Annotated in this window: 17 protein-coding genes; 11 read left to right on the top strand and 6 right to left on the bottom strand. The window is 32.0% G+C overall.

Translation table 11 applies throughout. The features are described 5' to 3' along the window. Positions 1–76: 76 nt before the first annotated feature. On the bottom strand, positions 77–3,370 hold the full coding sequence (locus AC3VJB_RS12320) for a DUF4175 family protein (RefSeq protein WP_497667203.1): 3,294 nt from the start codon (positions 3,368–3,370) through the stop codon (positions 77–79). A 200-nt stretch (positions 3,371–3,570) separates the two neighbouring features. Between AC3VJB_RS12320 and AC3VJB_RS12315 the strand changes: the two genes are divergently transcribed. From AC3VJB_RS12315 to gltX, 3 genes are all read left to right on the top strand, one after another. Next, positions 3,571–3,804 (top strand): hypothetical protein, encoded by a 234-nt coding sequence (locus AC3VJB_RS12315; protein ID WP_047788049.1) that lies wholly within the window; start codon positions 3,571–3,573, stop codon positions 3,802–3,804. Between the two features lie 129 nt (positions 3,805–3,933). After that, a complete protein-coding gene (locus AC3VJB_RS12310; protein ID WP_159610584.1) occupies positions 3,934–4,779 on the top strand; it encodes a hypothetical protein in 846 nt (281 codons plus the stop codon). A 354-nt stretch (positions 4,780–5,133) separates the two neighbouring features. Further along, positions 5,134–6,651, top strand: coding sequence for a glutamate--tRNA ligase (gene gltX, locus AC3VJB_RS12305; RefSeq protein ID WP_073182349.1), 1,518 nt, complete (start codon positions 5,134–5,136; stop codon positions 6,649–6,651). Positions 6,652–6,703: 52 nt separating this feature from the next. Here the strand turns inward: gltX and AC3VJB_RS12300 are convergent, their stop codons facing one another. Then, positions 6,704–7,297, bottom strand: a complete 594-nt coding sequence (locus AC3VJB_RS12300; protein ID WP_047788046.1) for a transporter family protein — start codon at positions 7,295–7,297, stop codon at positions 6,704–6,706. 56 nt (positions 7,298–7,353) lie between these two features. Continuing rightward, entirely contained in the window at positions 7,354–7,788 is a 435-nt protein-coding gene (locus AC3VJB_RS12295; RefSeq protein WP_047788045.1) for a tellurite resistance TerB family protein, read from the bottom strand. 405 nt (positions 7,789–8,193) lie between these two features. Between AC3VJB_RS12295 and AC3VJB_RS12290 the strand changes: the two genes are divergently transcribed. From AC3VJB_RS12290 to AC3VJB_RS12255, 8 genes are all read left to right on the top strand, one after another. Further along, a complete protein-coding gene (locus AC3VJB_RS12290; protein ID WP_437823548.1) occupies positions 8,194–8,691 on the top strand; it encodes a nuclear transport factor 2 family protein in 498 nt (165 codons plus the stop codon). Positions 8,692–9,058: 367 nt separating this feature from the next. Further along, positions 9,059–12,628 carry a hypothetical protein gene (locus AC3VJB_RS12285; protein ID WP_497667202.1) on the top strand — a complete coding sequence of 1,190 codons (3,570 nt, stop codon included), beginning with the start codon at positions 9,059–9,061 and terminating at the stop codon, positions 12,626–12,628. Between the two features lie 244 nt (positions 12,629–12,872). After that, complete coding sequence (locus AC3VJB_RS12280; RefSeq protein WP_497667201.1) at positions 12,873–14,102, top strand: RNA methylase; 1,230 nt, start codon at positions 12,873–12,875, stop codon at positions 14,100–14,102. A 149-nt stretch (positions 14,103–14,251) separates the two neighbouring features. Next, on the top strand, positions 14,252–14,551 hold the full coding sequence (locus tag AC3VJB_RS12275) for a GIY-YIG nuclease family protein (RefSeq protein WP_073182345.1): 300 nt from the start codon (positions 14,252–14,254) through the stop codon (positions 14,549–14,551). Positions 14,552–15,036: 485 nt separating this feature from the next. After that, positions 15,037–16,851, top strand: coding sequence for an AAA family ATPase (locus AC3VJB_RS12270; RefSeq protein ID WP_437823544.1), 1,815 nt, complete (start codon positions 15,037–15,039; stop codon positions 16,849–16,851). Between the two features lie 128 nt (positions 16,852–16,979). Continuing rightward, positions 16,980–20,354 carry a transcription-repair coupling factor gene (mfd, locus tag AC3VJB_RS12265; protein WP_497667200.1) on the top strand — a complete coding sequence of 1,125 codons (3,375 nt, stop codon included), beginning with the start codon at positions 16,980–16,982 and terminating at the stop codon, positions 20,352–20,354. A 346-nt stretch (positions 20,355–20,700) separates the two neighbouring features. Beyond that, the gene (locus AC3VJB_RS12260; RefSeq protein WP_047788038.1) at positions 20,701–20,994 is read left to right on the top strand and encodes a GIY-YIG nuclease family protein; all 294 of its coding nucleotides are present in this window, start codon (positions 20,701–20,703) and stop codon (positions 20,992–20,994) included. Positions 20,995–21,292: 298 nt separating this feature from the next. Continuing rightward, positions 21,293–22,153, top strand: a complete 861-nt coding sequence (locus AC3VJB_RS12255; protein WP_047788037.1) for a DMT family transporter — start codon at positions 21,293–21,295, stop codon at positions 22,151–22,153. On the opposite strand, the gene AC3VJB_RS12250 is transcribed toward AC3VJB_RS12255, so the two are convergent. The 3 genes from AC3VJB_RS12250 to dprA all read right to left on the bottom strand — a co-directional run bounded on the left by AC3VJB_RS12250 (position 22,150) and on the right by dprA (position 24,920). Next, the gene (locus AC3VJB_RS12250) at positions 22,150–23,235 is read right to left on the bottom strand and encodes a hypothetical protein (protein ID WP_047788036.1); all 1,086 of its coding nucleotides are present in this window, start codon (positions 23,233–23,235) and stop codon (positions 22,150–22,152) included. The two genes, AC3VJB_RS12255 and AC3VJB_RS12250, sit on opposite strands and share 4 nt — an antisense overlap. A 120-nt stretch (positions 23,236–23,355) precedes the next feature. Next, positions 23,356–23,667: a hypothetical protein gene (locus AC3VJB_RS12245; protein WP_497667199.1), complete on the bottom strand. Its 312-nt coding sequence runs from the start codon at positions 23,665–23,667 to the stop codon at positions 23,356–23,358. Between the two features lie 152 nt (positions 23,668–23,819). Beyond that, on the bottom strand, positions 23,820–24,920 hold the full coding sequence (dprA, locus tag AC3VJB_RS12240; RefSeq protein WP_497667198.1) for a DNA-processing protein DprA: 1,101 nt from the start codon (positions 24,918–24,920) through the stop codon (positions 23,820–23,822). Positions 24,921–24,977 lie beyond the last annotated feature (57 nt).

Here is a 24,977-nt window from a genome sequence, read left to right as displayed (position 1 = left end):
AAATACTATTGTTATTATTTAAAAACATAATTAAAAAGCAATAGTATTTTTTATAATCTAAAGGCTTTTTAATACGTTATTTTCTATCCTTTGGAAGGCTAAAGTACTCTTGCACCTTCTTTTTGTAATTTTGGCGCAAAGGTAGTGATTGTCTGTTTAATATCTCAGTTTGGTTATAAAACAACTTTTTAAACTTCAATTCCTTAGTTGTATTGTTATTAAACTCTTGTAAATTGGTGTTTGATTTACGTTGTTTATCTCTGTTTTGTTCGAATGTAGCCTTGTCTAATTTAAGTAGCTCGTAGTTTAATTGCTGCATTCTATTAATACTCTCTTGTGTAAAACCTTTTTCCAAAATTTTATTTTCTAACTCCTCCATCTTTTTTAAAGCTTTTTTAGCTTCTTTATTCCCTGCATTTCCTTCGTTAATAGCATTTTTTAACTGTTCTCTAAGTTGTGATTGTTCTTTGTAAATTTGATATAATTCACCATCTAAATCATCACTTTGTTCACCGTTTTGCCCTTCTTTTTCACCTTTATTTTTACCGTCCTTTCCATCCTTTGGGTTTCCTTGATTTTTCTTTTGCATGCCTTGTTTCATCTTTTCCATTAATTCACTTTGCTTTTGAATGATGTCTGGCAAGCTAAACGATTTACCTTTTCCCTTCCCTTTTCCATTTCCAGGTTTAGGATTTTGCATAGCATCTAAAGTATTACTCAACATATCCGCTAATGTATTTGCTGAAGTCATTACATACTGTTGATTAGAGATTCCGTTTTGAAAATAATTATCTGCAAAATTTTCTAAAGATTGATCTAAGTTATAATGTGCTTGTGCTAAGTGATCTTGAATTTTTGAAGATATACTAGGAACTCGCATTGAAAGCACAAATAAGCTATCATCAATATGTTCAAAATAGGTTTTAAGTTGGTGTTGTTTCTGAAGGTTTTTACCAAAGTTAGGATGTGATGAATTTGAGGAAGAAAATTCATTCATTAAAGCTTCTTGATCAAATGAAAAAGTAATAAGGTTTTCTAATATTTGACGTAAACCTTCCATGTTTTCTTCTTCCATTTCTGCACTCATCGATTGCATTGATTGTTGCATCTTCTGACTCATTTCCTGCATCTTTTTAGCAGCTTTTTTTTGATTTTTCTTTGTTTCAGAAGCGTTATTTTTATCTAAATTTTCTTCAGCTTTATTCAGTTCTTCTTGAGTTTGCTTTTCTAAATTTTCCATAGAAGGCATTTCCATGGGTTGTTTTAATGCTTCATTATCTTTCTTTAAGTCATCTAACTCTTTCTTTGCCTTTTGAAATTCTTCATTAATTTGTTGCTGTTCTTCTTTACTAGATTCTTTGTTACTTAACTCTTCTTGTTTTTTTGACAAATCTTCTAGTTTGTTTGCTAATTGATTCATCTTTTGTTCTACATAAAAGCGCTTAGTCATTTCTAAAATACGTTCCAAACTACGTTCTTGTTGTTTGTTTTGTTCAGCTAGTTCTTTTGTCTTTTTAATTAAATCTTCTTTTTTAAGTTTATCTGCTAGCTTGTGTAATTCATCTAATAATTTTTGTTGCTTTTCTAACTTTTTAAGTTCTTCAATACGTTTTTTAAGGTTTTCTTTTTTCTGCTCAAGAGTTTCATTTTCCTCTTTCTTTTCAGAAAAATTCTCTTGTAATTTTTGTGTTTGACGTTGCATCATTTGCTTGTATTGTTCCTGACGCTTTATTAAATTCTGAATTTTCTTTTGATCGTTCCAGTTAATATTCTTTTTGTTTTGTAAATCAAACTGTATTTTCTCTAAATCTTTCTTACTTTTTTGTTGTTGATCTAGTGAGTTAGTTATGTTTTCTATGTAGTTTTTTTGTTCTTGTAATAGCTCTTCCTCTATTTCTTCTTTTGTTTTTTGTTGGTAGCTAAACTTTCTACTCATGGCTTTTTTACTACCATTTACAAGATCATTATCGTATACTTGAAAGTACATTTCATAGTCTATTCCCTCTTTTAAATCCAAACTTCCAGGAAATTCAAAATAAAAGGTTTGAATGTTCTCTTTATTTATTTTAATTACTTGATTATTAGTATTTTGATTATTTTTTTTATCGTAATAAACCAATTCTAACCTCTTAAAACCATAATCATCAGCAATTTGACCCACAAACTGGGCATTTCCACGAGAAATACTATCAATATTTGAATTTACATTGATAGTTGGATATTCATCTTTAGTTACATTAATAGAAAACTGTAGCTGTTCGTAATCTGTTAGATTTTTGTTAGATGTTGTAATTTGATAATTAGTATTGTTCAGTACACGTTTAGAAAACTCAAATTCGTTGTTTTCTTTTTGTTTAAAAATTATTCTTTTTTCTTTTTCTATAAAGGTAACTGTATCGGTTTCAGAAGTTTTAATATCCCATTTTACAATTGTTCCTTGTGGAACATTTAAGTTTCCGGTGTTGTTAATTGTTTCAGAAGCTTTTCCTATGTATGATGGATAGGTTAGATTTAATGAAATATTTTGAATCGATGGAGTTTTAATAATCGTTATAGTATACTCATTAGATTCAATTCCGTTGGCACTTGCATAAAATAAAATAGGATTTTGAACTTCAGAAAACGTATATGAAAACAAACCATTTTCTTCACTTTCCATAAAGTATTGTTGATTATTAAAATGAATTTTGGTTTCCTGAGGTATTACCTCCCCTTCTGTTTGTATATATACAGTTATATCTTTTCCTTTAATAACACGTAAATCTTTTGCGGTTAAATTAAAATAAAAAGGAGCTGGAGGATTATAAGCTACCGAATGATTTACTACACGATTAAAACTTTGTGAGAGCTTTTTAGAGGTTCCTGTAAGTAATGAAATTCCCCAAATTAAGAAAGGAATTAAAACATATTTTACATACTTTCTATTTCTACTAAAGTCAATGGCCTTATTAAAAGAAACAGGTTGTAATTCTTTCGATTTTTGTTCAATACTAGCAGCTAATAAATCAGACTGCTGATTGTTTTGTTGTAGCTGTAAAACATTTAATAATTTATCTTTTACTTCAGGAAAGTGATTTCCGATAATTTTAGAAGCTTCTTCAAAAGAAATTCCTTTTTGTAAACCTGCAATTTTAAAAATAGGAAAACAAATAAAACGGAAAAATAAGAACACTTCTACTATAATAAATAACCAAAATAAAAAAGTTCTGGCGGTTGGTTTTAACCACAAAAAGTATTCAATAAACAGAGTAAAGAGCAAATAAATTAATCCTAAAGAAACAAATAAAATGCTTCCTTTTATCAATTCATTTGTGTAAAATTTCTTACTAAACTGCTTTAGCTTTTGCTGTATTTTATTAAAATCTTCCATATCTAAGTATAAAAATACGTGTTTTAAGAGAGAATTTTAGTTAAAGATTTATTTAAACCCCTATTTTTCATTAATAACCCCCTTTAAATATGTTATTTGAAGAAAAAATAAGGATTTACCATACCTTTTATAAGGGAAAAAAGACGAAGAGTTTTTAAAGTTGAATTAAATTGCTGGTACTAATTTTAAAAACTTTAAAGATGTTAAAAAACATTTCAAGCTTAGGTGTTTTACTTAATAAGGTAGCACAAAAAAACATAAAAGGAGGTTTCTTTTCAGGAAATAATGGATGTGATATTACAGGTTGTCATGAAAGGTATCCGGGAGGAAATGGATATGTAGGTTTTGGAGAAGGTAATCCATGTGCGTTTGATACACCGACAGGAATAAGTTGTACAGGGATTATACAAAATGATTTATGTTGTATAAGCTAAGATCCAGAAAATGTATGAAAGTAGTGTTAATTAAAATACTACTTTATTTTTTAGAAAGGTATTATAAAAAATAATGTCCTTTTGTAAGGAATGAAAGCTTTTGTAAACTAATTATAAAATCTTTTAAGCATGAAACAACTAATTTTACCAGCATTATTTTTAATTACATTTAATGCTTTTTCTCAAAGTCCATGGACAAAAAATAAAAATGAAGGATATCTTCAAGCTTCATTTACTACTATTGGAAGTTATGATAAAATCTATGGTAATCCAGACTACAAACCCCAACGAGAAATCACCGACAATACATTACAACTGTACGGAGAATATGGTGTAACAGACAAAACAACACTATTTGCTAACATTCCTTTGAAAATGGTTAAAACAGGTGACTTTACTGAAGATATGTCTGTAATTTTTCCTTCTTTTACTATTGAAGAAACTTCTGAAACCTTATTAGGAAATATTCAATTAGGAATAAAACACAACTTTTCTAATAACAAATGGTTGTTATCAGGACAACTTTCTATTGAAGCAAATACAAGCAGTTATAAAGAAAATTCAGGAATACGAAGTGGCTATGATGCGTGGACATTCACACCGTTGTTTTTAACAGGAAGAGGTTTTGATTCATGGTATATACAAGCATTTACAGGATTTGATATTAGAACAAACGACTATAGCTCTAACTATAAATTAGGAGGAGAAATTGGTTATAAAGCACTAAATTGGTTATGGGTAGCAGGCTTTTTAGACGGTGTTGCTTCTTTAAAAAATGGAGACGTTATATTGCCTCAAGAAAATTTGGCTACAGGTTTGTATGTAAACGATCAAAGCTATGCTGCCTTTGGATTAAAACTTATAGGTGAGTTCAATAAATCTTTTGGAGCTAATGTTGGTTTCGGAGGTGCTTTTGCGGGAAGAAATGTAGCTAAAGCTCCAGCATTGAGTTTCGGATTGTATCATAAGTTTTAAAAAAGTAAGGCTTTTCCTTACATTTTGTACGGTAAAATAAACGAAGAATTTTTAAAGTTAAATTAAATTGCTACTACTAATTTTAAAAACTTTAAAGATGTTAAAACACATTTCAAATTTAGGTACTACCTTAAAAAAGACAGAGCAGAAAAATATTAATGGAGGTTTCGGACTTACCAGGTGTAAATATGATCAAGACTGTCCAAGAAGAGATATGTATTGTTTTCATGGCTACTGCCAGTATAAATAAAATTTTAAAAGCGAGTTTAACTCGCTTTTTTCTTTTTTTCTCTTACCTCCCTTTTCTTTTCTATTAACATAAAACTATCTTTGCGCTTTCAAATCAATAAAAAAATGACTGAGAACGTAAGAGTACGCTTTGCTCCGAGTCCGACAGGACCATTACACATAGGTGGTGTAAGAACTGCTTTATTCAATTATTTATTTGCTAAAAAGCATAACGGAACCTTTGTTTTACGTATTGAAGATACCGATCAAACACGTTATGTAGCTAATGCAGAAAAATACATAATCGATTCTTTAGAATGGTGTAACATTCCGTTTGATGAAGGTCCAGGTAAAAACGAAAAATTCGGACCCTATCGTCAGTCAGAACGTAAAGATTTGTATAAAAAATACGCAGATCAGTTAATTGAATCTGGTTGGGCATATTATGCTTTTGATACAGCTGAAGAATTAGATGCACACCGTAAAGATCATGAAGAAAAAGGAAAAACCTTTATTTATAATTGGCATAATCGTTTAAAGTTAAACAATTCGTTGGCTCTTTCTGCTAATGAAGTTTCAGAAAAAATAAATGCAGGAGAAAAGTATGTGATCCGTTTTAAAACTCCACAAGACGAGACCTTAATTTTACAAGATGAAATCCGTGGTACGATTAAAGTGGAAACAAACACCTTAGATGATAAAGTATTGTTTAAATCTGATGGTATGCCAACATATCATTTAGCAAATATTGTAGATGACCATTTAATGGAAATTTCACATGTAATTCGTGGTGAAGAGTGGTTACCTTCTCTCCCACTTCATGAGTTATTATATCGTGCATTTGATTGGAAAGCACCAAAATTTGCACACTTACCATTAATTTTAAAACCAGTAGGAAAAGGAAAATTAAGTAAGCGCGATGGTGATAAACTAGGTTTTCCAGTATTCCCATTAGAATATACTAATGAGCAAACAGGTGATGTTTCACGTGGATACAAAGAAGACGGTTATTTTGCTGATGCATTTATAAATATGTTAGCATTCTTAGGATGGAACCCAGGAACAGAACAAGAAATTTTTAGTTTAGAGGAATTAACAGAAGCGTTCGATTTAGCGCGTGTAAGTAAATCAGGAGCTAAGTTTAGTCCAGATAAAACAAAATGGTTTAACCAACAGTATTTACAACAAAAGTCTAACAAAGAGCTTACAGCCTTATTCATACCTATTCTTGAAGAAAAAGGCATAACAAAAGATAAAGATCAGGCAGAAAAAGTAGTTTCTTTAATAAAAGAGCGTGCGACGTTTGTAGCTGATTTTTGGGAGTTATCTAACTTTTTCTTTGAAAACCCTTCAGAATATGATGAAAAAGCGGTTAAAAAACAATGGAAAGATACTACGAGTGAATTAATGCAAGAATTAGTAGAAGTAATTTCTAAAATAGAAGATTTTTCAATTGAAAATACTCAAACAGAAATCAAAGGATGGATTACTTCTAAAGAAATAGGATTTGGTAAAGTAATGCAACCACTTCGTTTAAGTTTGGTAGGAAAACTAGCAGGTCCAGATTTGTTTGATATCATGACAATGATAGGCAAAGAAACTACTATTACCAGAATACAAAACGCGATTAATGCGTTATCATAAAGCAAAAAAAAGCCGCTTTTAAAGCGGCTTTTTTGTATATTAAATTAGAAGATTAAAACATACAACCTCCTAAATGTTTTGCAGCATTACGAGCATTGTTATCACCTCCATTGTTCCAATTTAGTTTAAATACAACACCTAGAGTTCCTTGAATATGTGAACGCATACTTTCATAACCTTCAAAAGAATGTTTGTAGTATAGTTGTGGGTTAATACCAATATTATCACTAACCCAATAAATTCCACCAGCACCAACATTAAGTGTAGGTGTCATTTTACGTTCAGAATCTACTACACTACCTCCTATAAAAACATACGGAGCAAACTTGTTAAAAATAGCATTTAAGTTATAACGAAATGAAGCATCCATAGAAAAATACTTTGCAGAGTTTTTGATAAAACCAACGTCATCAATAGTATTAAAAGATACAGCACCATCTAAAGAAAAACGATCGCCAATAGGCATGGTTAAACTTACAGTAGGCACTTGAAATAAATATTGATCACCAATAAAAGCGGCGTCACTTTCACTAAATTTTGTTATTCCAAAACCTACACCTATTTGCCAAGAGTCGTTTAAATTTTGTGAAAAAACAGACGTTGTTAAACAGGTAAGTATTGCTATGAATAAAATTTTATGTTTCATCGGGAGATAAGTGTTTAGAGTAATAACTGGTTTAATAAGTTTTTAGTATAATTATTTTAATTGGCATTTACCTTTTTAATAGCTTCGGTAAAATTATCTAAGTCGTTATTGTTTAAAACTAAATGAACGGCTTCATCGCAAACTTTCTCAGCATTATCAGTAGAGAAATGTAAAGCTATAGCTATTTTACGTAGTATACCAACTTCTTCTTTGGCTACATTTTCATCAGCAAAAATCATTTTTGTTAAATGAAATAAACGTTCAATACGCTCTTCGTAACTAATAGGTGCATTTATTGGATACTTCTCAGGATTTTTTAAAATACCTTTATATTCTTCCTCGTTAATATTTAATTTTTTTGCAGCTCTGTCCAATAGCAATTGTTCTCCTTCAGAAATTACTCCATCAGTTTTAGCAATTTTAACTATACTAGCAAAGTGTCCTATTTCTTGTTTATGTTTTCCACTTGAATATAAATCTGATATTGACATAATTTTTTTTAAATTTTTTTAATTGAAAGTAAAGTGTATTTATTTAAAAACAAGTTTTAAATAAAGTCACAAAAATATCGCCGAAAGTTAACAATTCTAGTCAAAAACGAAGTATTATTTTTTCTTATCGTAATTTATAAATACATAAGATATGTTAATTTAAAACAGTGTTTTTTTATCTGATTTAAAGGCTTTTTATTCTTAGCTAATACAAATCCTTAGGGCAGCTTTTTTAAACCCTTTAAAACACCGATTACGTTAGTTTAAATAAAAAAGATAGAGAAAAAAATAAAAGAATAAATAATACTTATAAAACTAAAAATAACAATTGATAAAACTTAAAGTAGTTTTTACTCTTTAAAAATCACTAACTTGTTAACAAATGAAATTCTAATCTTATCAAAAATGAAAACGGTATATACTATTTTAATTTTATTAGTTTCGGTTGCGTTGAGTTTTTCACAAAACAATGGAATAATAGAAAAAGAAGTTAATCAACAAATATGGCAACCATTTAAAAAATCTTTTGAAGCTAGAGATTGGGAATCATTTAATAATTTACATACTAACGATGTGTTAAGAGTAAATAAGTACGGAATACGCAAAGGAGAAGAATACAAGAATTCAATACAAACATCCTATCAAAAACCAACAACAAAAAAAAGACAAATAGATTTTTGTTTTAATCAAAGAATCTATAAAGAAAACACAGGTTATGAAGTAGGGTATTATCGGGTCATATATACTGAAAAATATAAAGAACCTCGCACAGTATATGGTAGGTTCCACGTGGTACTAAAAAAAAAGGAAAATACTTGGTTAATTGCACAAGATTGGGATACTGACACTATAAATGGAAAATCAATTACCAAAGAAGATTTTGAGTCAGGTAAATGTTTGTGAATTAGATAATAACTTTTAAGTTCTCTTATTCTACATTTTTTATTTCGACTTTAAAGAGAAGTCTGTTTTAATTTTTAGTAGCAAACATCCTATGAAAACTGAAGCTGGCTTAAAAAAATGTATCTAATTCAAAACTAAATAACTAAGAAAAACACCTTTTTTTCATCTGTTAAAGTATTGTAAAATTTGAATTTTATTAAGTGTAAAACCTGAACGAAAACGTAAATTTGTGTAGAGTTTTGCGCAGAGTTCCCCACGATTGTTAATTACTTCAGCTTAAAAAAAGAATAGCAAAAACATTGCTGTAGTTTCTATTCAGTCACTCTTCTCAAAAAAATTGAAAAGAAAACTAAAAATTTTATTGTAAATGAATCAATTTGATAAGCATCAAATCATTCCTTTTTATTTAGGAAACGAAACCTCTATTAAAGAAGCTCTAGTAAAGTACAAAGAACTATTAGACAGCAATAAAGCAGTCGTAAACCAGGTGTTTGATGTAGAGTTTAAAATTATTGAAAACGATACTCAACGTCGTATTCAAGTAGCAGATACCAACAATCAAAAGTTGGTAAAAAATGCACTGAACATGGGACCAGATGGAGGTCCAAGCTATTACCCAAACCATATTAGAGATACTGATGAAATTTATATTTCAGAAGTACTCTTTTTTGCCATTGCACTAGAGTATCCTTCATTAAAAGAAGCGGTAGTTACCACCGCAAAAGCAATAGTAGCACACAGTAGGCGTTTTAATGATACTTGGAATTTATGGATAGACGATATGCGTGTTTTTGGTATCGAGGCGTTGTATATGCTAGCGCGAACAGATGCTAATTATACCTACTTATTATCGCAATTTTTAATTCCTTATTGGGATGATGAACACGCTGTAGGTTACGAAGAGTATTTACGCGATTTATTCCAAAAAAATGGATGGAATAGACCTATGATTAAAGCTTTTATTTGGTGTGATAATAGTTATTTTAGACAAGCAATTGTAACATCACAAGAAACATCATTAGGAAATTATTTAAAAGCAAATCCAGAAGAATATACCTATTTTAAACGAGCGCTTCAAGAGCGATTTGTAGAAGAACCAGTACTATTACCTTACGGTGATGATGACCCAGAAGAAACACATCCTGTATTAGATATTTACTTCAGTTTAGTAGTTGTTGCTGAAGAATGGGCTGAGTCGATAGAGGATAATGAAGAGGTATTACAAGAACATTTTATTGAAGACACCTTAGAAAATGAGGCATTTGATTTAGAAAAAAAGATTAAAAATACACTTCAAAAACCTTTAAGTAAAATTAATGAAGAGGCGCAAAGAGAAAAGGACGAAGACGAAGAAAGAGAAGCCTATTTTGATAATTATGAATATGGAGACGGTTTAAAAAGTGTAAAAGAGTTAATCTTACATTTACATCGTGGTGCAGATCTTTGGAAATATGTACAAACAGGTCAACATAAAGAAGCTTTAAACGATTTACCACAGACAGATTTATTACCCTTAGCTAAAGAGCATGCTCGTGTTATGTACTTACGAATGCTCTATTTCACAGGTGGTTATCGTGATGAAAATGAAGTTCGTGAATCTCTAGAAAACATTATTAGCGATGTTACAGCAGAATTGCTGTCATTAGAAGAAGATGATGTTGAAAAAATCTATCAAAACGGTCTAATTCTTACCATTAAAACACGACCTACAGGTACACCAGAAGATACAGAAGTAGCACAAAGACAACAAGAACGTAACGCTATGTATTTACGTATACTAGATGTGTTTTATTACGCCTTTGGTAAAAAACCGTTTGATGACGATATTAAAGATGTTGTAACTAAAAACGATCCTTTATTAAGTGTTGAAGAATATCAGCAACGTTATCATCCGCAGCTTTCAAAAGGAGCAACACCAGAAGAGAAAGAAAAGCATGAAAAAAATATCATAATAGAAGTATTACGAGAGTTTGCAGATCTTGATACAAAACTTTCTAAAAAGAATTTTGACGATGCAGCTTTTGTTTTTGAAGAAAAAAGAGAACGACGCGATTGCTCTTGGTGGCCAAAAGACAATTTAGGATGTTGTGCTTTAGCAACGCACCTACTCTTTCAAGACTTTCAACAACGTGTTGGAGATGATTATACACAAAGACTTTTTAACTACGTTAATGAAAATGTTTGGACGTTGATAGCTAAAATGGTAGAAGAATCATTGGTAAATCCTATTGATGAAAAAAATAAAGACTTAGATCCTATTAAGGAGCAAGCTTTACGATATATCACTGAGGCAAATACCACGTTAACAGAAGAAGAAGCGTTAGAAGCTTTTAGTAGAATACTTTTGGTAGAAGAAGGAAAAGAAGCAAGTATTAAACAAAAAAAGTACGATTTATTCGATAATGCTTATGAAGACAATCAACGTACAGTACTTATTTGTTATTGGTTATCACAAATGCCATTACCAAGTCAGCATCAAGCAAAGCGATTGTGGAAACTATGGGTTGCTTTAGCTCCACAAAAAGTAATACAATTATTAGCAAAAATAACAGCAGACGATGAATACGACTATTCATTTGAAAACCCATTAAAAGAAATTGATTTTTACGACAGAATTGAAAAAAATGGAGTACCAAAATCACAAAGTATTGCTTTTCAAATGGTAGTAGCTCAAAAAATGTTTCATAATAGTTGGGAAGGAGATAAAGCCCCATATTTAGTATGGTTAGATAAATATAATGAAATAGACAGTACTGCAACAGGTATGTTTGATGTAATAGATAAAAAGCGTGCACTAGCCTTAGATGAAGGAATGCATTACATTGATGCATATAGACGAATTGAATATTTTATCGATTTATCGTTACAAAATGAACGTTTTCCTTTCAATCAACCAGAAGCATTTAAAGAAACAGTAAGTAAATTATTTCAAGAAAACCTAGTACCGTGGTATAAAAGATTGGCTACATACAATGCCACCGTCTGCAAAAGTTTTTATAATTACTACAACGATGAAAATAAAGAAACTTCTGCTTTAGAAAAATTACCAATATCATTTCATCCAAACGCAGTTACCAACCTTTCCACAAAAATTAACGACTATAACCAAGTTCAATTACTTCAAAAGAAAGGAGAAGAACTTGTTATTTTACAGTTAGATAAATCGTATAATGACCATAGGCTTGAAGACTCACAAATAACATTAAAAAAAGTATCATTACCATACGGTCAGTTTGTGTTATTTCCAGAAGAAATAGATACAGAAGCAATTTTAAACTCCATTCATAATAAAAATACTGATAAGGAAGATGTTGAAATGTTAGTTACCAAATTACAAGAATATTTAGATGATGAGGTGAGTTATGCAGATATGGCATCATTATGTAATAAAATGCTCAAAAAAGAAGATTTCAACGCCTATGATAGAAATTATTCAGCGATGACAATTCAGCAATTTATTTGGATGCTATCTGAGGAAAAACAACATCGTTTTATCAAACTTTTTGCAAATCACAGCCTCGAAGGAACCAAAATGTTGACGAGAGACTTTACCAAAGCATTTTTACGAATGAAAGTACGTGAAAAAGAAGTTAGTTTAGAAGAAATAAGAGAAAAATCAGAAGAAGAAGAGTACAAAGAAGCAGCATTTACATACCTACTAAACCTTTTGGATAGTTTAGAAGTTAATCCATTATACATTGCAGATATAGCACTTGATGAATATAATGAAGCCTCAAAACATTGGTTTATTACTTTAGGAGCAGAAAAACTGTTTGATTTATCACAAAACTTTTCAGTTGACAAACGTGTAGAACTAATAGAAATGCTTTCCGAATCTGAAGAAGCTACAAATGTTTTAAAACCTTTTTTAGAAGATGTATCCAGAATGGTAAGAGATGCTGCAGAAAGTGTCTTAAATACTTCAGAAACGATGTAAAAACAAAAAGCTGTCTATTTTAGACAGCTTTTTTATTCATACCTTTATTGTCATTTAAACCGTCATTGCGAGTGCTAACGAAGCAATCTTTCAGTCGTTTGTTCCAAACAAACAAATTACTTCACCCCTCACCTACATCATAATAACATAGAGCAGGTATAACTGATTAAAATAAAGGAATAAAAGCGTAAAAATAATTTTCAAAATACCTTATTTTTATCAACATAAGCTCTAAAACCAGACAATGAATAACGAGAAAAACTCTGAAACTTGGAAAAAACTCTACCAAAACTCACAAGAACTCACCAAACCAACCTCTGTAGATAACATACTTTCTGATGACGATGTAATCTTTTTAAAACAAGAATTAAAAAACATCATCAATCGGTTTTTAGACAAAGGAGAATTGCACAAAGGCATCAAAGTATACATAAACCACGAGCTTCAAAACGGAATAGCAGAAGAAATGGTAGCCAATAGACCAAAAGAAGAGAAAACTATTGAACAATGGTGTATGAAGCTTTTCAGAGATCAAAAATTCGGAGTTGTTTTCAATAGTTTAGAAAGCTTTAGTAATGAATTTACCGAGAAAATGTGTCAGATTGTTGCTCCATTACTTCAAAAAGCAGGAATGCCCTTGGGCGGACTCTCTTTTTTATTTTTTATGGGAAACTATGGCTTTACCCCTTTCGGAATTCATAAAGAAGCCAAAGGAGAAGAAGGTTTCTTGTTTCATTTAGGCCCAAACTCTAAAGACTTTTATACTTGGGACATTGAAGAATACAATCAAATAGAACATAATACGCAAGTGTTCCACGAGGTAGATGCAATGTTACCAACATCTACAACATATCCGTTAAAGGCAAAATCGGCGATGTTTATTCCGCATCATGTATATCATATTGCAAAAACCGATGAGTTTTCGTTGAGTGTGGTAATGGATTATATAAATCCGTCGAGAGACTATTTAGAAAAAACAATTGCCACACAAATAGCCTCAAAAGAGCTACAAAAAAATCCGAATGTAGGGTATTTATCACCAGTAGATATCACAACCGATGAATTGGATTGGAATAGCTTATTAAACCGTAAAACGTGGGAACAGCAATACAAAAAAACACTTTCAAAATATATTACTAGGCTAAAAAGTAACGCAGGAGTTTTACAACCTTCAATAGTTGAGAACAAAAAAAGTTTACCCAACCCGCCATTTCAAATTAAGGGAAAAACGATTTTTCCGTTGTTAATACATACAGAAAACACAGAGAAAACCTGTATAATGGCAAGAGGAAATGAAGTTGTTGTTAGTAATAACTCACAACTAAACACAATTATAGAAAAGCTAAACATAGGAGAAACCATAAGCTTTGAAGAATTACAAAGCCACCTCACTCCTACTTGGGAATTGATGGATGTATTTGATTTTGTAAGTCAGTTAGCACGAGTTGGAGCGATTGTTATTCATAAGGGATAACCTTACTGTCATTTCGAGCGATAGCGAGAAATCTCTCTCAAGGGAGTCAGAAATACCTGTGAAAGTACCTAACACGCAATTTTAAGATTTCTCAGTCGTCACCTCCTTCGAAATGACACTAAAAAAATTATTCTATCTTTAAAAGAAAAATGCTAAACAAATACGTTGTATACATCATTACAAACAAGAATAAAACCACATTGTATATTGGTGTTACCAACAATCTTCAAAAACGATTATCTCAACATTATTTTGATAGCGAGCATGCTAAAAAATCATTTGCAGGAAAATATAATTGCTATTATTTGATTTATTATGAAGCTTTTGAAACGATAAACGAAGCAATTCACAGAGAAAAAGAATTAAAAAAATGGAGTAGAGAAAAGAAAGAAAACTTGATTAACAGTTTCAATCCTGAGTGGCGTTTTTTGAATAATGAAGTGTTTTAATTAATACTGTCATTTCGACCGAAGGGAGAAATCTCACTCACGGGAGTTACAAATACACTTGAAAGTGCTCAATACACAATTATAAGATTTCTCACTTCCGTTGCACTCCAGTTCGAAATGACGTTGAAGTTGCATGGTGTCCTGTCATTTCGACCGCAGGGAGAAATCTTTTTAAAGAGAGTTACAAATACTCTTAAAAGCTACAAACACCCTTACAAACTCACACACAAATAAATAACACTTGCCTCCCTCCTCTTTTTTTACTATGTTTAACACGCTAAAAAAGTAAAAAGTAGTACTACCCCTTATCTCAACTATTTTTTATAAATAACAAGTAACAACAAACACTTCTTTATGGGTTGCCGTAAAGGATTGTGGTTGTATACATCTAATTTTGGTATATAAAATAGGTATTTATACAATCATTTGTAGAAGTATAAAGCTGTATTTTACATAGATATAAACAAGTTGGCAGTAATTAAAATATGATAAAATTAACATTAAATAAGACCTTTAAGTCATTAGAGCCTTTCACATTAGATTTGCCAGAATTTGTAATTCTAACTGGTCTCAATGGGGCTGGAAAAACTCAATTATTACAGGCAATCCAAAATAATCAACTAAGTGTAAAGGATGTGAATGGAGCGGAATTGAGTCCTAAAAAATATGTTACTTCTCAAACTCTTTCTCCAAATGAAAGTACAGTTGTTACTAAACAACAATTGGATCAAAAAATTCAAAATCTATGGAATCAAATCCAGGGGTATCAAAGCACTAAGAAATCAAATCCCAATTATCGACTTACAAGTGTATTTGGGAATAACACACCTCTAATTAAGCTAATAAATAAAATAGCTGAAAGTACTGAAAAAAACATTGAAGAATTAACAGCGGATGACATCTATCAATATTACCCTTTAAATGATGGGTTAAATCAAACGGATGTATTTTATCAAAACTTCTCGAGTCTTTTTAAACGATATCAAGACAAATATGAGGAGAATGAGTATAGGCAATATAGAAATGAGGTAAAAGGTCATTCTTCTATTACCTTTCTAACCGACGAAGAATTCATTAGTACTTATGGTGAAGCACCTTGGGACTTCGTCAATAAAATAATTGCTGAAGCAAATTTGGATTATCACATTAATTCTCCTACAGATAATCACAGAGACGCTCCTTTTGAATTGAAATTAATTAACAATTTAAACTCAGCTAAAATTAAGTTTGGAGATTTATCTTCTGGCGAAAAAGTACTTATGTCACTCGCTCTAGCGTTGTACAATTCCAATTTTGACATTGATTTTCCGAAAGTATTATTGATGGATGAACCAGATGCTTCGCTGCATCCATCAATGTCAAAGCAATTTTTAGAAGTAATTCAAAATGTTTTCGTTGAAGAAAAAGGAGTTAATGTTATTATGACAACTCATTCGCCGTCAACTGTTGCAATTGGTCCGGAAGATTCAATTTATGTAGTAAATAAATCAGGTGTAAGAGTTGAAAAATCTTCAAAAGACAAAGCACTAAAAATACTGACCTCTGGTGTACCTTCTTTCAGTGTGAATTACGAGAACAGGCGTCAAATTTTTGTTGAAAGTCCCAATGATGTTACTTTTTTTGAAAAATTATATCGGATTTTTTCAGATTCATTACACTCTGAAATTTCATTAAGTTTTATTTCATCTGGTGAAAGTAGAACGGATAAAAATGGAATTAAAATTTCTAATTGTAAACAAGTTGAAAACATCACAAACACGTTAAGAGATTCTGGAAATAAATTTGTTTGGGGAATAATTGATTGGGATTTAAAAGAAAACACAGGAAATGACTTTGTCAAAATACTAGGGAATAAGAACAGATATAGTATTGAAAGTTATGTTTTCGATCCTATTTTGGTTGGAGCCTTATTGTTAAGGCAAAAAATAATTCAAAAAACTGCTGTTGGGTTAGAGCAGAACGAGACATACATCGATTTGAGAAACTTCGAAGAATCAAGATTGCAGAAAATTGCGGGTTATGTAATATCAAAAGTTGCAGAAAAAATCAACTCTTCTGTTGAGGGTGAACAGGTATGTCCGTTATTAAATGGAATAAATATTACTACTCCAAATTGGTATCTTCATCATCAAGGACATCAGCTCGAAGAGAAAATAATTGAGGCTTTTCCACAACTTAATGAAATAAAAAGAAACAAGGAAGATGCTTTAAAGGTTGAAATCATTGACAAAATAGTAGACGACTTACCAGAACTAATTTCTGTTGATATTTTAAATGTTTTTAAAGCTGTACAAAAATAAACTACTACCGATAAAGTGAATAGTGCATAGCATCCTGTGGGATGCTACGACACCATACACAGACCGTTAAAAACAAAACTTCCCACACAAAAAATAATCCTCGTACATTTGCGTAAAATTTTTGTACGTTGAGCAAGCAAGCAATTGTAAACCACTACCAACAATCTGAAAATGTAAAACAGATTGTTCATCAGCTTCAACAAGATCCACACCATTTTCAACTAACGAATTTGGTCGGTTCTTCGTTGTCTTTTGTCATTTCCGAAACTTTTAAACAAGCCGATAAACCTTACTTGTTAATTTTTAACGACAAGGAAGAAGCTGCTTATTATCTAAACGATTTAGAGCAGTTATTGGGCGATAAAAATGTGCTGTTTTATCCGGGTTCGTATCGCAGACCCTATCAGATTGAAGAAACCGACAATGCCAATGTACTGCTACGTTCAGAGGTGTTAAACCGTATCAATTCTCGTAAAAAACCTGCGATTATTGTTACCTACCCTACTGCCCTGTTCGAAAAGGTAGTCACCAAAAAAGAGCTGGAAAAAAACACGCTTAAAGTAGTGGTGGGCGAGCAAGTATCGCTCGATTTTGTCAACGAAGTACTGTTCGAATATCATTTTAAACGTGTCGATTTTGTAACCGAACCAGGAGAGTTTTCGGTACGTGGTGGAATTATCGACGTGTTTTCGTTTTCGCACGACGAACCGTATCGTATAGAGTTTTTTGGTGATGAGGTAGACAGCATCCGAACGTTTGATGTAGAAACGCAACTTTCTAAAGAAAAACTGAAGAAAGTGAGCATTATGCCCAATGTAGAAAACAAAACACTACAAGAAAGCAGAGAAAGCTTTTTAAAATACATATCAGCAAAAACCGCTGTTTTCGTTAAGAATTTAGATTTACTAAGTGATTCACTAGATAAATTCTATCGAAAAGCAGAACTATCGTTTAACGAATTATCTACCGAAATCAAACATGCAAAACCCGAAGAACTGTTTTGCAACGGAGAACTCATACGTAATCAACTACAAGATTTTACAACGGTTGACATCAGTAAAAACCGTCATTCTGAACGAAGTGAGAAACCGCAAGGTTCAGCGGAGCTAAATCTCACTAACGTAAGCATCAACTTCGATACCCACCCACAACCGTCTTTCAACAAAAAATTCGACCTGTTAATTCAGAATTTCAATGAGTTTTCGGCCAAAGGATTTACCAATTATATTTTATGTTCTAACGAACAGCAAGCACAACGTTTCCACGATATTTTTGATGACCACGAAGAAAAGGTTTCTTATGAAACCATTGTGTTTCCGTTGTATCAAGGGTTTGTGGATATTGATAGTAAAATTGTTTGTTATACCGATCATCAAATCTTTGAGCGTTATTACAAATTCCGACTCAAAAACGGATACGCAAAAAAACAATCTATCACCCTACAAGAGCTCACCAAATTAGACGTAGGTGATTATGTAACCCATATCGACCATGGTATTGGAAAATTTGGAGGACTTCAAAAAATAGATGTAGAAGGCAAAAAGCAAGAAGCTATCAAGTTAATTTATGGCGATCGCGATATTTTATACGTAAGTATTCACTCGCTACACAAAATTTCCAAATTCAACGGAAAAGATGGTAAACCGCCTAAAGTATACAAACTAGGGTCGAATGCTTGGAAAAAAGTCAAGCAAAAAACTAAAGCTCGTGTAAAACATATTGCGTTTAACCTAATTCAGTTATACGCAAAACGAAAACTACAAAAAGGATTTGCTTTCGGACCCGACACGCATATGCAACACGAGTTGGAAGCGAGTTTCTTATACGAAGACACACCTGATCAGTTCTCTTCTACCCAAGAGGTAAAAGCCGATATGGAAAAAGAACAACCGATGGATCGTTTGGTATGTGGTGATGTTGGTTTTGGAAAAACAGAAATTGCCATTAGAGCGGCTTTTAAAGCGGTAGATAACGGAAAACAGGTTGCGGTGCTTGTACCAACTACAGTTTTAGCATTTCAGCACTTTAAAACCTTTTCTAAGCGATTAAAAGACTTTCCGGTTACGATTGACTACCTAAACCGTTTTAGAACCACAAAACAGCGCAAAGGCGTGTTAGAAGGGGTTGCTGATGGAAGTGTAGATATTGTAATAGGAACGCACCAGTTAACCAATAAAGCAGTTCAGTTTAAAGATTTAGGATTGTTGATTATTGATGAGGAACAAAAATTTGGAGTAGCAGCAAAAGACAAGCTAAAAACCATTAAGGAAAATGTAGATACATTGACTTTAACGGCAACGCCAATTCCGCGTACTTTACAGTTCAGTCTGATGGCGGCGAGAGATTTATCGGTAATTAAAACACCACCACCCAACCGTCACCCCATAGAAACCAACGTGATTCGCTTTAGTGAAGAAACTATTCGCGATGCGATTTCGTATGAGATTTCTCGTGGTGGACAGGTATTTTTTATTCATAATCGTATCGAAAACATCAAAGAAGTAGCAGGATTGTTGCAACGTTTGGTGCCAAGTGCTAAAATTGGCATTGGTCACGGACAAATGGAAGGAAAAAAGTTAGAAGAACTCATGCTTGGTTTTATGAATAATGAGTTTGATGTATTGGTGTCTACCACCATTATTGAAAGTGGATTGGATGTACCGAATGCGAATACGATTTTCATCAACAATGCGAATAATTTTGGGCTTTCAGATTTACACCAAATGCGTGGTCGTGTAGGACGTTCGAACAAAAAAGCCTTCTGTTATTTTATCACGCCACCGTATCACCATATGACCGATGATGCACGTAAACGAATTCAGGCATTAGAATTGTTTTCTGATTTAGGAAGCGGATTGAACATTGCCATGAAAGACTTGGAAATTCGTGGTGCTGGAGATTTATTAGGTGGAGAACAAAGCGGATTTATCAACGATATTGGTTTTGATACCTATCAGAAAATCTTACATGAAGCCATTGAAGAACTCAAGGAAAATGAATTCAAAGACTTATATCCTACGGATGAAAATGCACCGAAAGAGTATGTGAAAGAGGTGCAAATTGATACCGATTTTGAAATTTTGTTCCCAGATGATTATGTCAACTCAGTTACCGAACGTTTGAGTTTATACAACAAATTAGGAACCTTAACTACGGAAGAGGAATTACAAACTTTTGAGACTGAAATTATCGATCGTTTTGGAGAATATCCAACGCAAGTGGCCGATTTATTAGACAGTGTTCGTATTAAATGGTTGGCGAAAGAATTAGGTTTAGAAAAGGTAATTTTAAAGCAAAAACGCATGTTAGGTTATTTTGTATCCGATCAGCAAAGTGCTTTTTATCAAACCGAAGCATTTACCAAAATGTTGAGGTATGTACAGCAAAACCCGAAGAGTTGTGTAATGAAAGAAAAGAAAACCAAAAACGGATTGCGCTTACTCATCACATTTATTAAAATTGATAGTGTATACAAGGCGTTAGAAACCTTACAGAAAGTATAAAACGTCATTGCGAGCGAGGAACGAGCGAAGTAATCTGTTTATTAATAACTCACGACTTAGAGATTGCTTCACTTTAGTCTGTCTTGAGCGACAGTCGAAAGATTCGCAATGACGGTACAAAGAAGTTGTCAGTTCGAGTGGTTTTCACGATTAGAATGAGTGAAAATTGTATCGAGAACTAGTTTGTATACATCTCGATACAAATTTCTTTCCTCTATCGAAAAAGAAATTCACTCGATGTGACAATTAAGCTCACAACCAAAATATGGGTATGCTCACTTAGCAATGACGGAATAAAGAATTGTCATTTTTGTAAAAAGTAATTAGTTTGTTGATAAATTTTAAAATGAAAATATACTTTGTTTACATATTACAATGTTCAGATAAAAGTTATTATACAGGAGTAACTTCAAACCTATCTCAACGAATATTTCAGCACCAAAACGGAACTTTTAAAGATAGTTACACTTCAAAAAGAAGACCTGTTGAATTGGTTTTTTATTGTGAGTTTACTAATGTAGAAATGGCTATTGAAAAAGAAAAACAAATTAAAAAATGGTCAAGATCAAAAAAAGAAGCTCTTATAAATAACGAGTTTGAAAAACTACCGAACTTAGCAAAGAAGAAGTTTAATAATTAAGCTTTGTCAGTTCGAGTGGTTTTCACGATTGGAATGAGTGAAAATTGTATCGAGAACTAGTCTATACATCTCGATACAAATTTCTTTCCTCTATCGAAAAAGAAATTCACTCGATGTGACAATTAAATTCACAACTGGAAGATTGCTTCATTTCCACTTCGATTCCGCTCAGTGTCCATTCGCAATGACGAGAACAAACAAAACGTCATTTTGAGCGGTAGCGAGAAATCTCATTCAATTGAGTAACTCATCTTCTTAAGATTTCTTCCTCTGGTTGAAATGACATACATTTACCCTCATGCAAACTAACCATATAAAAAACCTTTCAGGGCTATTATTAGCTACCTTATTCATCAGTACATCGGGTGTGTTAGGTAAGTATATTGCAATGCCTTCAGAAGTTATTGTGTGGTTTCGTTCGGTGATTGCTATGGTGATTTTGTATGTCTTTTGCCGATTCAAAAAGATTGATTTAACCATACAATCAAGAAGGCACTTGTTCCCTTTTTTAATGGGGGGAATTTTTATGGGTGCACATTGGATTACGTATTTCTATGCGTTAAAACTGTCCAATGTAGCTATTGGAATGTTGTCATTGTACACGTTTCCAGTAATGATTGCCTTTTTAGAACCCCTGTTTTTAAAAATAAAATTCAACCCGATTCATATTGTTTTAGGGTTGATGGTGTTGCTAGGTTTATACATTCTAGCCCCTGATTTTGATATTAAAAATACACAAGTACAAGGCGTGTTATTTGGCTTGCTTTCTGCATTGTGTTATTCTGTTAGAATTTTGATTTTAAAGCAGTATGTACAGCAATACAATGGAGTAATGTTGATGTTTTATCAAGTGGTAATAATTACCGTAACCTTAGTTCCCGTTTTATTTTTTATGGATGTTTCCGGGTTTCAAGAGCAACTCCCCTATTTACTATTATTGGCTTTGTTAACTACGGCTATCGGACATAGTTTAATGGTACATTCACTACAGTTTTTTTCGGCATCAACCGCAAGTATAATTAGTAGCATTCAACCTGTTTTCGGAATTTTGTTAGCGTTTATTTTCTTAAACGAAATTCCCACGTGGAACACGTTTATTGGTGGAAGCTTAATTTTAGCAACAGTGATTATTGAAAGTATTCGAAGTAGAAAAGGCTAGTGTAATCTTTGCTGTTGTTGAATAATGGTTTTCATACTCACATCTTCGTAATTTCTACGAACAAAAGTTAGTGCACTGTCTAAAACTTCACCCATACCATCACTATCTCTAAAATTAATATCTCCTGTAAATTCAAAAATTTCTGATTTTAATTGTTCGATATTTTTTGGTATAGAAATATTATCTGATTTCATAGCGGAAAGCAAACGATTCAATCGAGAACGAGAACCTAAAATTCTTTTAGCAACAATTGATCGCTCTTCTATTTGATATTGCTCAATAGATTCTGAAGTAAGCTTATCTCCTACCAGTTGAACGAGCTTTAAATTTTCTTTAAAAAACTGTGGATAATACACTTTAAACTTCCCTTCATAACATTGTTGGTCAAAATCTATCGGACGAATTTTATATACAACATTTTCAAAATCGTGTGTGGGTACTACTACGTAGTTATACGAACGCATATCGCCTAACAAACGAATCATACAACGCTCGTTAAATTTAACAAACTCTTTGGCCAGTTGCGCTTTTTCAATGTCTAAACAATCATCTAAATAATCATTGATAAAAACATCTCCTGGAATTCCTGATATATGCTCTTCTATCAACGTGTCTTCATATACCAAAAAGTTTAGGTTGTAAGGAGATAAAATATCCTCTAACTCTAGTCCGTAAATACGAGAAGCATCGGTTTTCTTTACGTAAAAATAGGTGTAGTTATCATTTAAAATATTTCGAATTTTTATACGAAAAGGTTTAGAGTTACCAAACGTACAAAAATCGATAGCATCAACATTTAAATGCTTAATACTGGCGTCAGAACCGTTAGAGTGTAAGATATTATATACTTTTTTTAGGTATAAATCAATTTCAGCCCGCTCAAACTCATTATAAAAAACGCGTATCCATAAGGTATCATTATCGTGTTTATCATACACAGCAACCGAACCTTGAAAACGCAACAAATCATCATAAAAAATAGGAATTTTTATAGTTCTGTTATGTCTTTTTAAGTAGTTTCCTAGTTTTTTGGTAACAGGAAAAGCTGGTTTTTTTTGTGATATGAGTTTATATTCTGACATGCATGGAAGATTATTTCTCAAAAATAATTAATTTTAAAGGAATTTATGTTGATAATACTTTAAAACAAAGCAGCTACATAAATTAAATGTAGCTGCTTTTTTTATTATATTTTTATCGAGTTATAACTTCTCTATTAAATATTTGATTAAATCACGATTTGATCCTACATAATTGTGATATTTATCGTCATTAATAAAACCTATTTGTTCACCTGGCCCTGAAATACTTGATGGTGGATTACTTGAAGAGTTAGAAGAACCAGAGAAAGATTGTTTAGCAACTCTATACGCAGTGTCATAGTAGCCAAAAGGTACCATATCTAAAGACATGGAATAACCATTCATTAATCTAACTCCAGATTTTGCGTCTTGTACAGCTTTAGTAATTACTTCTTCTTTTGATTGACTGTTGACTGATATTGCGATAAACATCAGCAATGTAGTAATAGTTAAAATTTTTTTTCTCATTTTTAATTAAATTACAATTTTTTGCCTACTCTTTTTTCCATTTTCGACTGCCTGGTTTTTAAAGCGAAACTAAATGTTTGTTTCAAGAAAAACAGGTAGTATAATCACTTTAACTATTATTTAACTTCAAACACTTTTCCGGGTAAAGGTTTTATAACCCCTTTTAATTCCATTTGAACCAAAATAGAGGATAGTTGATAAGTAGGAAGATTACAATCTAACGCAATAACATCTAACAACTGTTTACCATTTTGTTGTAAGTAATTGTGTATTTTTTGTTCGGTTTCATTCAAATCAACAAAAAGCTTGTTTTGAATAGGTGCCGAGGCTCTCGGCAGATCCCAATTAAGCATTTTTACAATATCTTCAGCAGAGGTTAATAAATGTGCTTGATTGTTTTTAATGAGGTTGTTACAACCTTTGCTATATATATCGGTTGCTCTACCCGGTAGCGCAAACACATCACGATTGTACGAATTGGCAATATCAGCAGTAACTAACGACCCTCCTTTTTTAGCAGATTCAATAATAATGGTTGCTTTAGATAGCCCAGCTACAATACGATTTCGTTTTAAAAAGTTTTCTCTCATAGGTTGCTCATGGTGCCAAAACTCGGTAATAAAACCACCATTCTCATTTACTTGATGAATATATTTTTTATGTGTTTTTGGGTATACTTCATCCAATCCGTGTGCTAAGACAGCAATAGTTTGCAGGTTGTTTTTTATTGCAGCTTTGTGTGCGCAAATATCTACTCCATAAGCAAAACCACTTACAATTATAGGATTGTATTCTTTTAAGTCTTTAATAAGTTGATTGCAGAAATCGCGTCCGTACGAACTCATTTTCCGAGTTCCTACAATCGAAATAATTTTATCATTGTTTAAGTTGAGGTTGCCGTCTTTAAAAAGTAAGATTGGAGCATCAATACAATGTTTTAGCTGTTGCGGATAATTATCATCTAAAAAATAAGAAAAAGTAGTGTTGTTTTGTTGAATATAATACAGCTCCTCCTCTGCTCTTTTCAGGTTACTTTCATCAAAAAGATATTGAGTTACATGAGTTCCTATTCCGTTAATTTTATGGAGTACATTTTTCTTCTCTAAAAATACTTGTTCAACACTTCCTACAGAGGTAATTAGCCTTTTTGCCAAAATATCACCTATGTTTTTAGTTGCTTGTAAACGTAAAATAGCAAGTAATTTTTCTGTATTCATGATAGCAATAATTTGAGTATCAATATACAAAAAACTGTTGATAAAAATTACAAGATT

It is taken from the genome of Tenacibaculum sp. TB-53, from assembly GCF_059716285.2.
The sequence above is the reverse complement of the archived record's forward strand: the minus strand, read 5'-3'. Positions and strand labels throughout refer to the sequence as shown.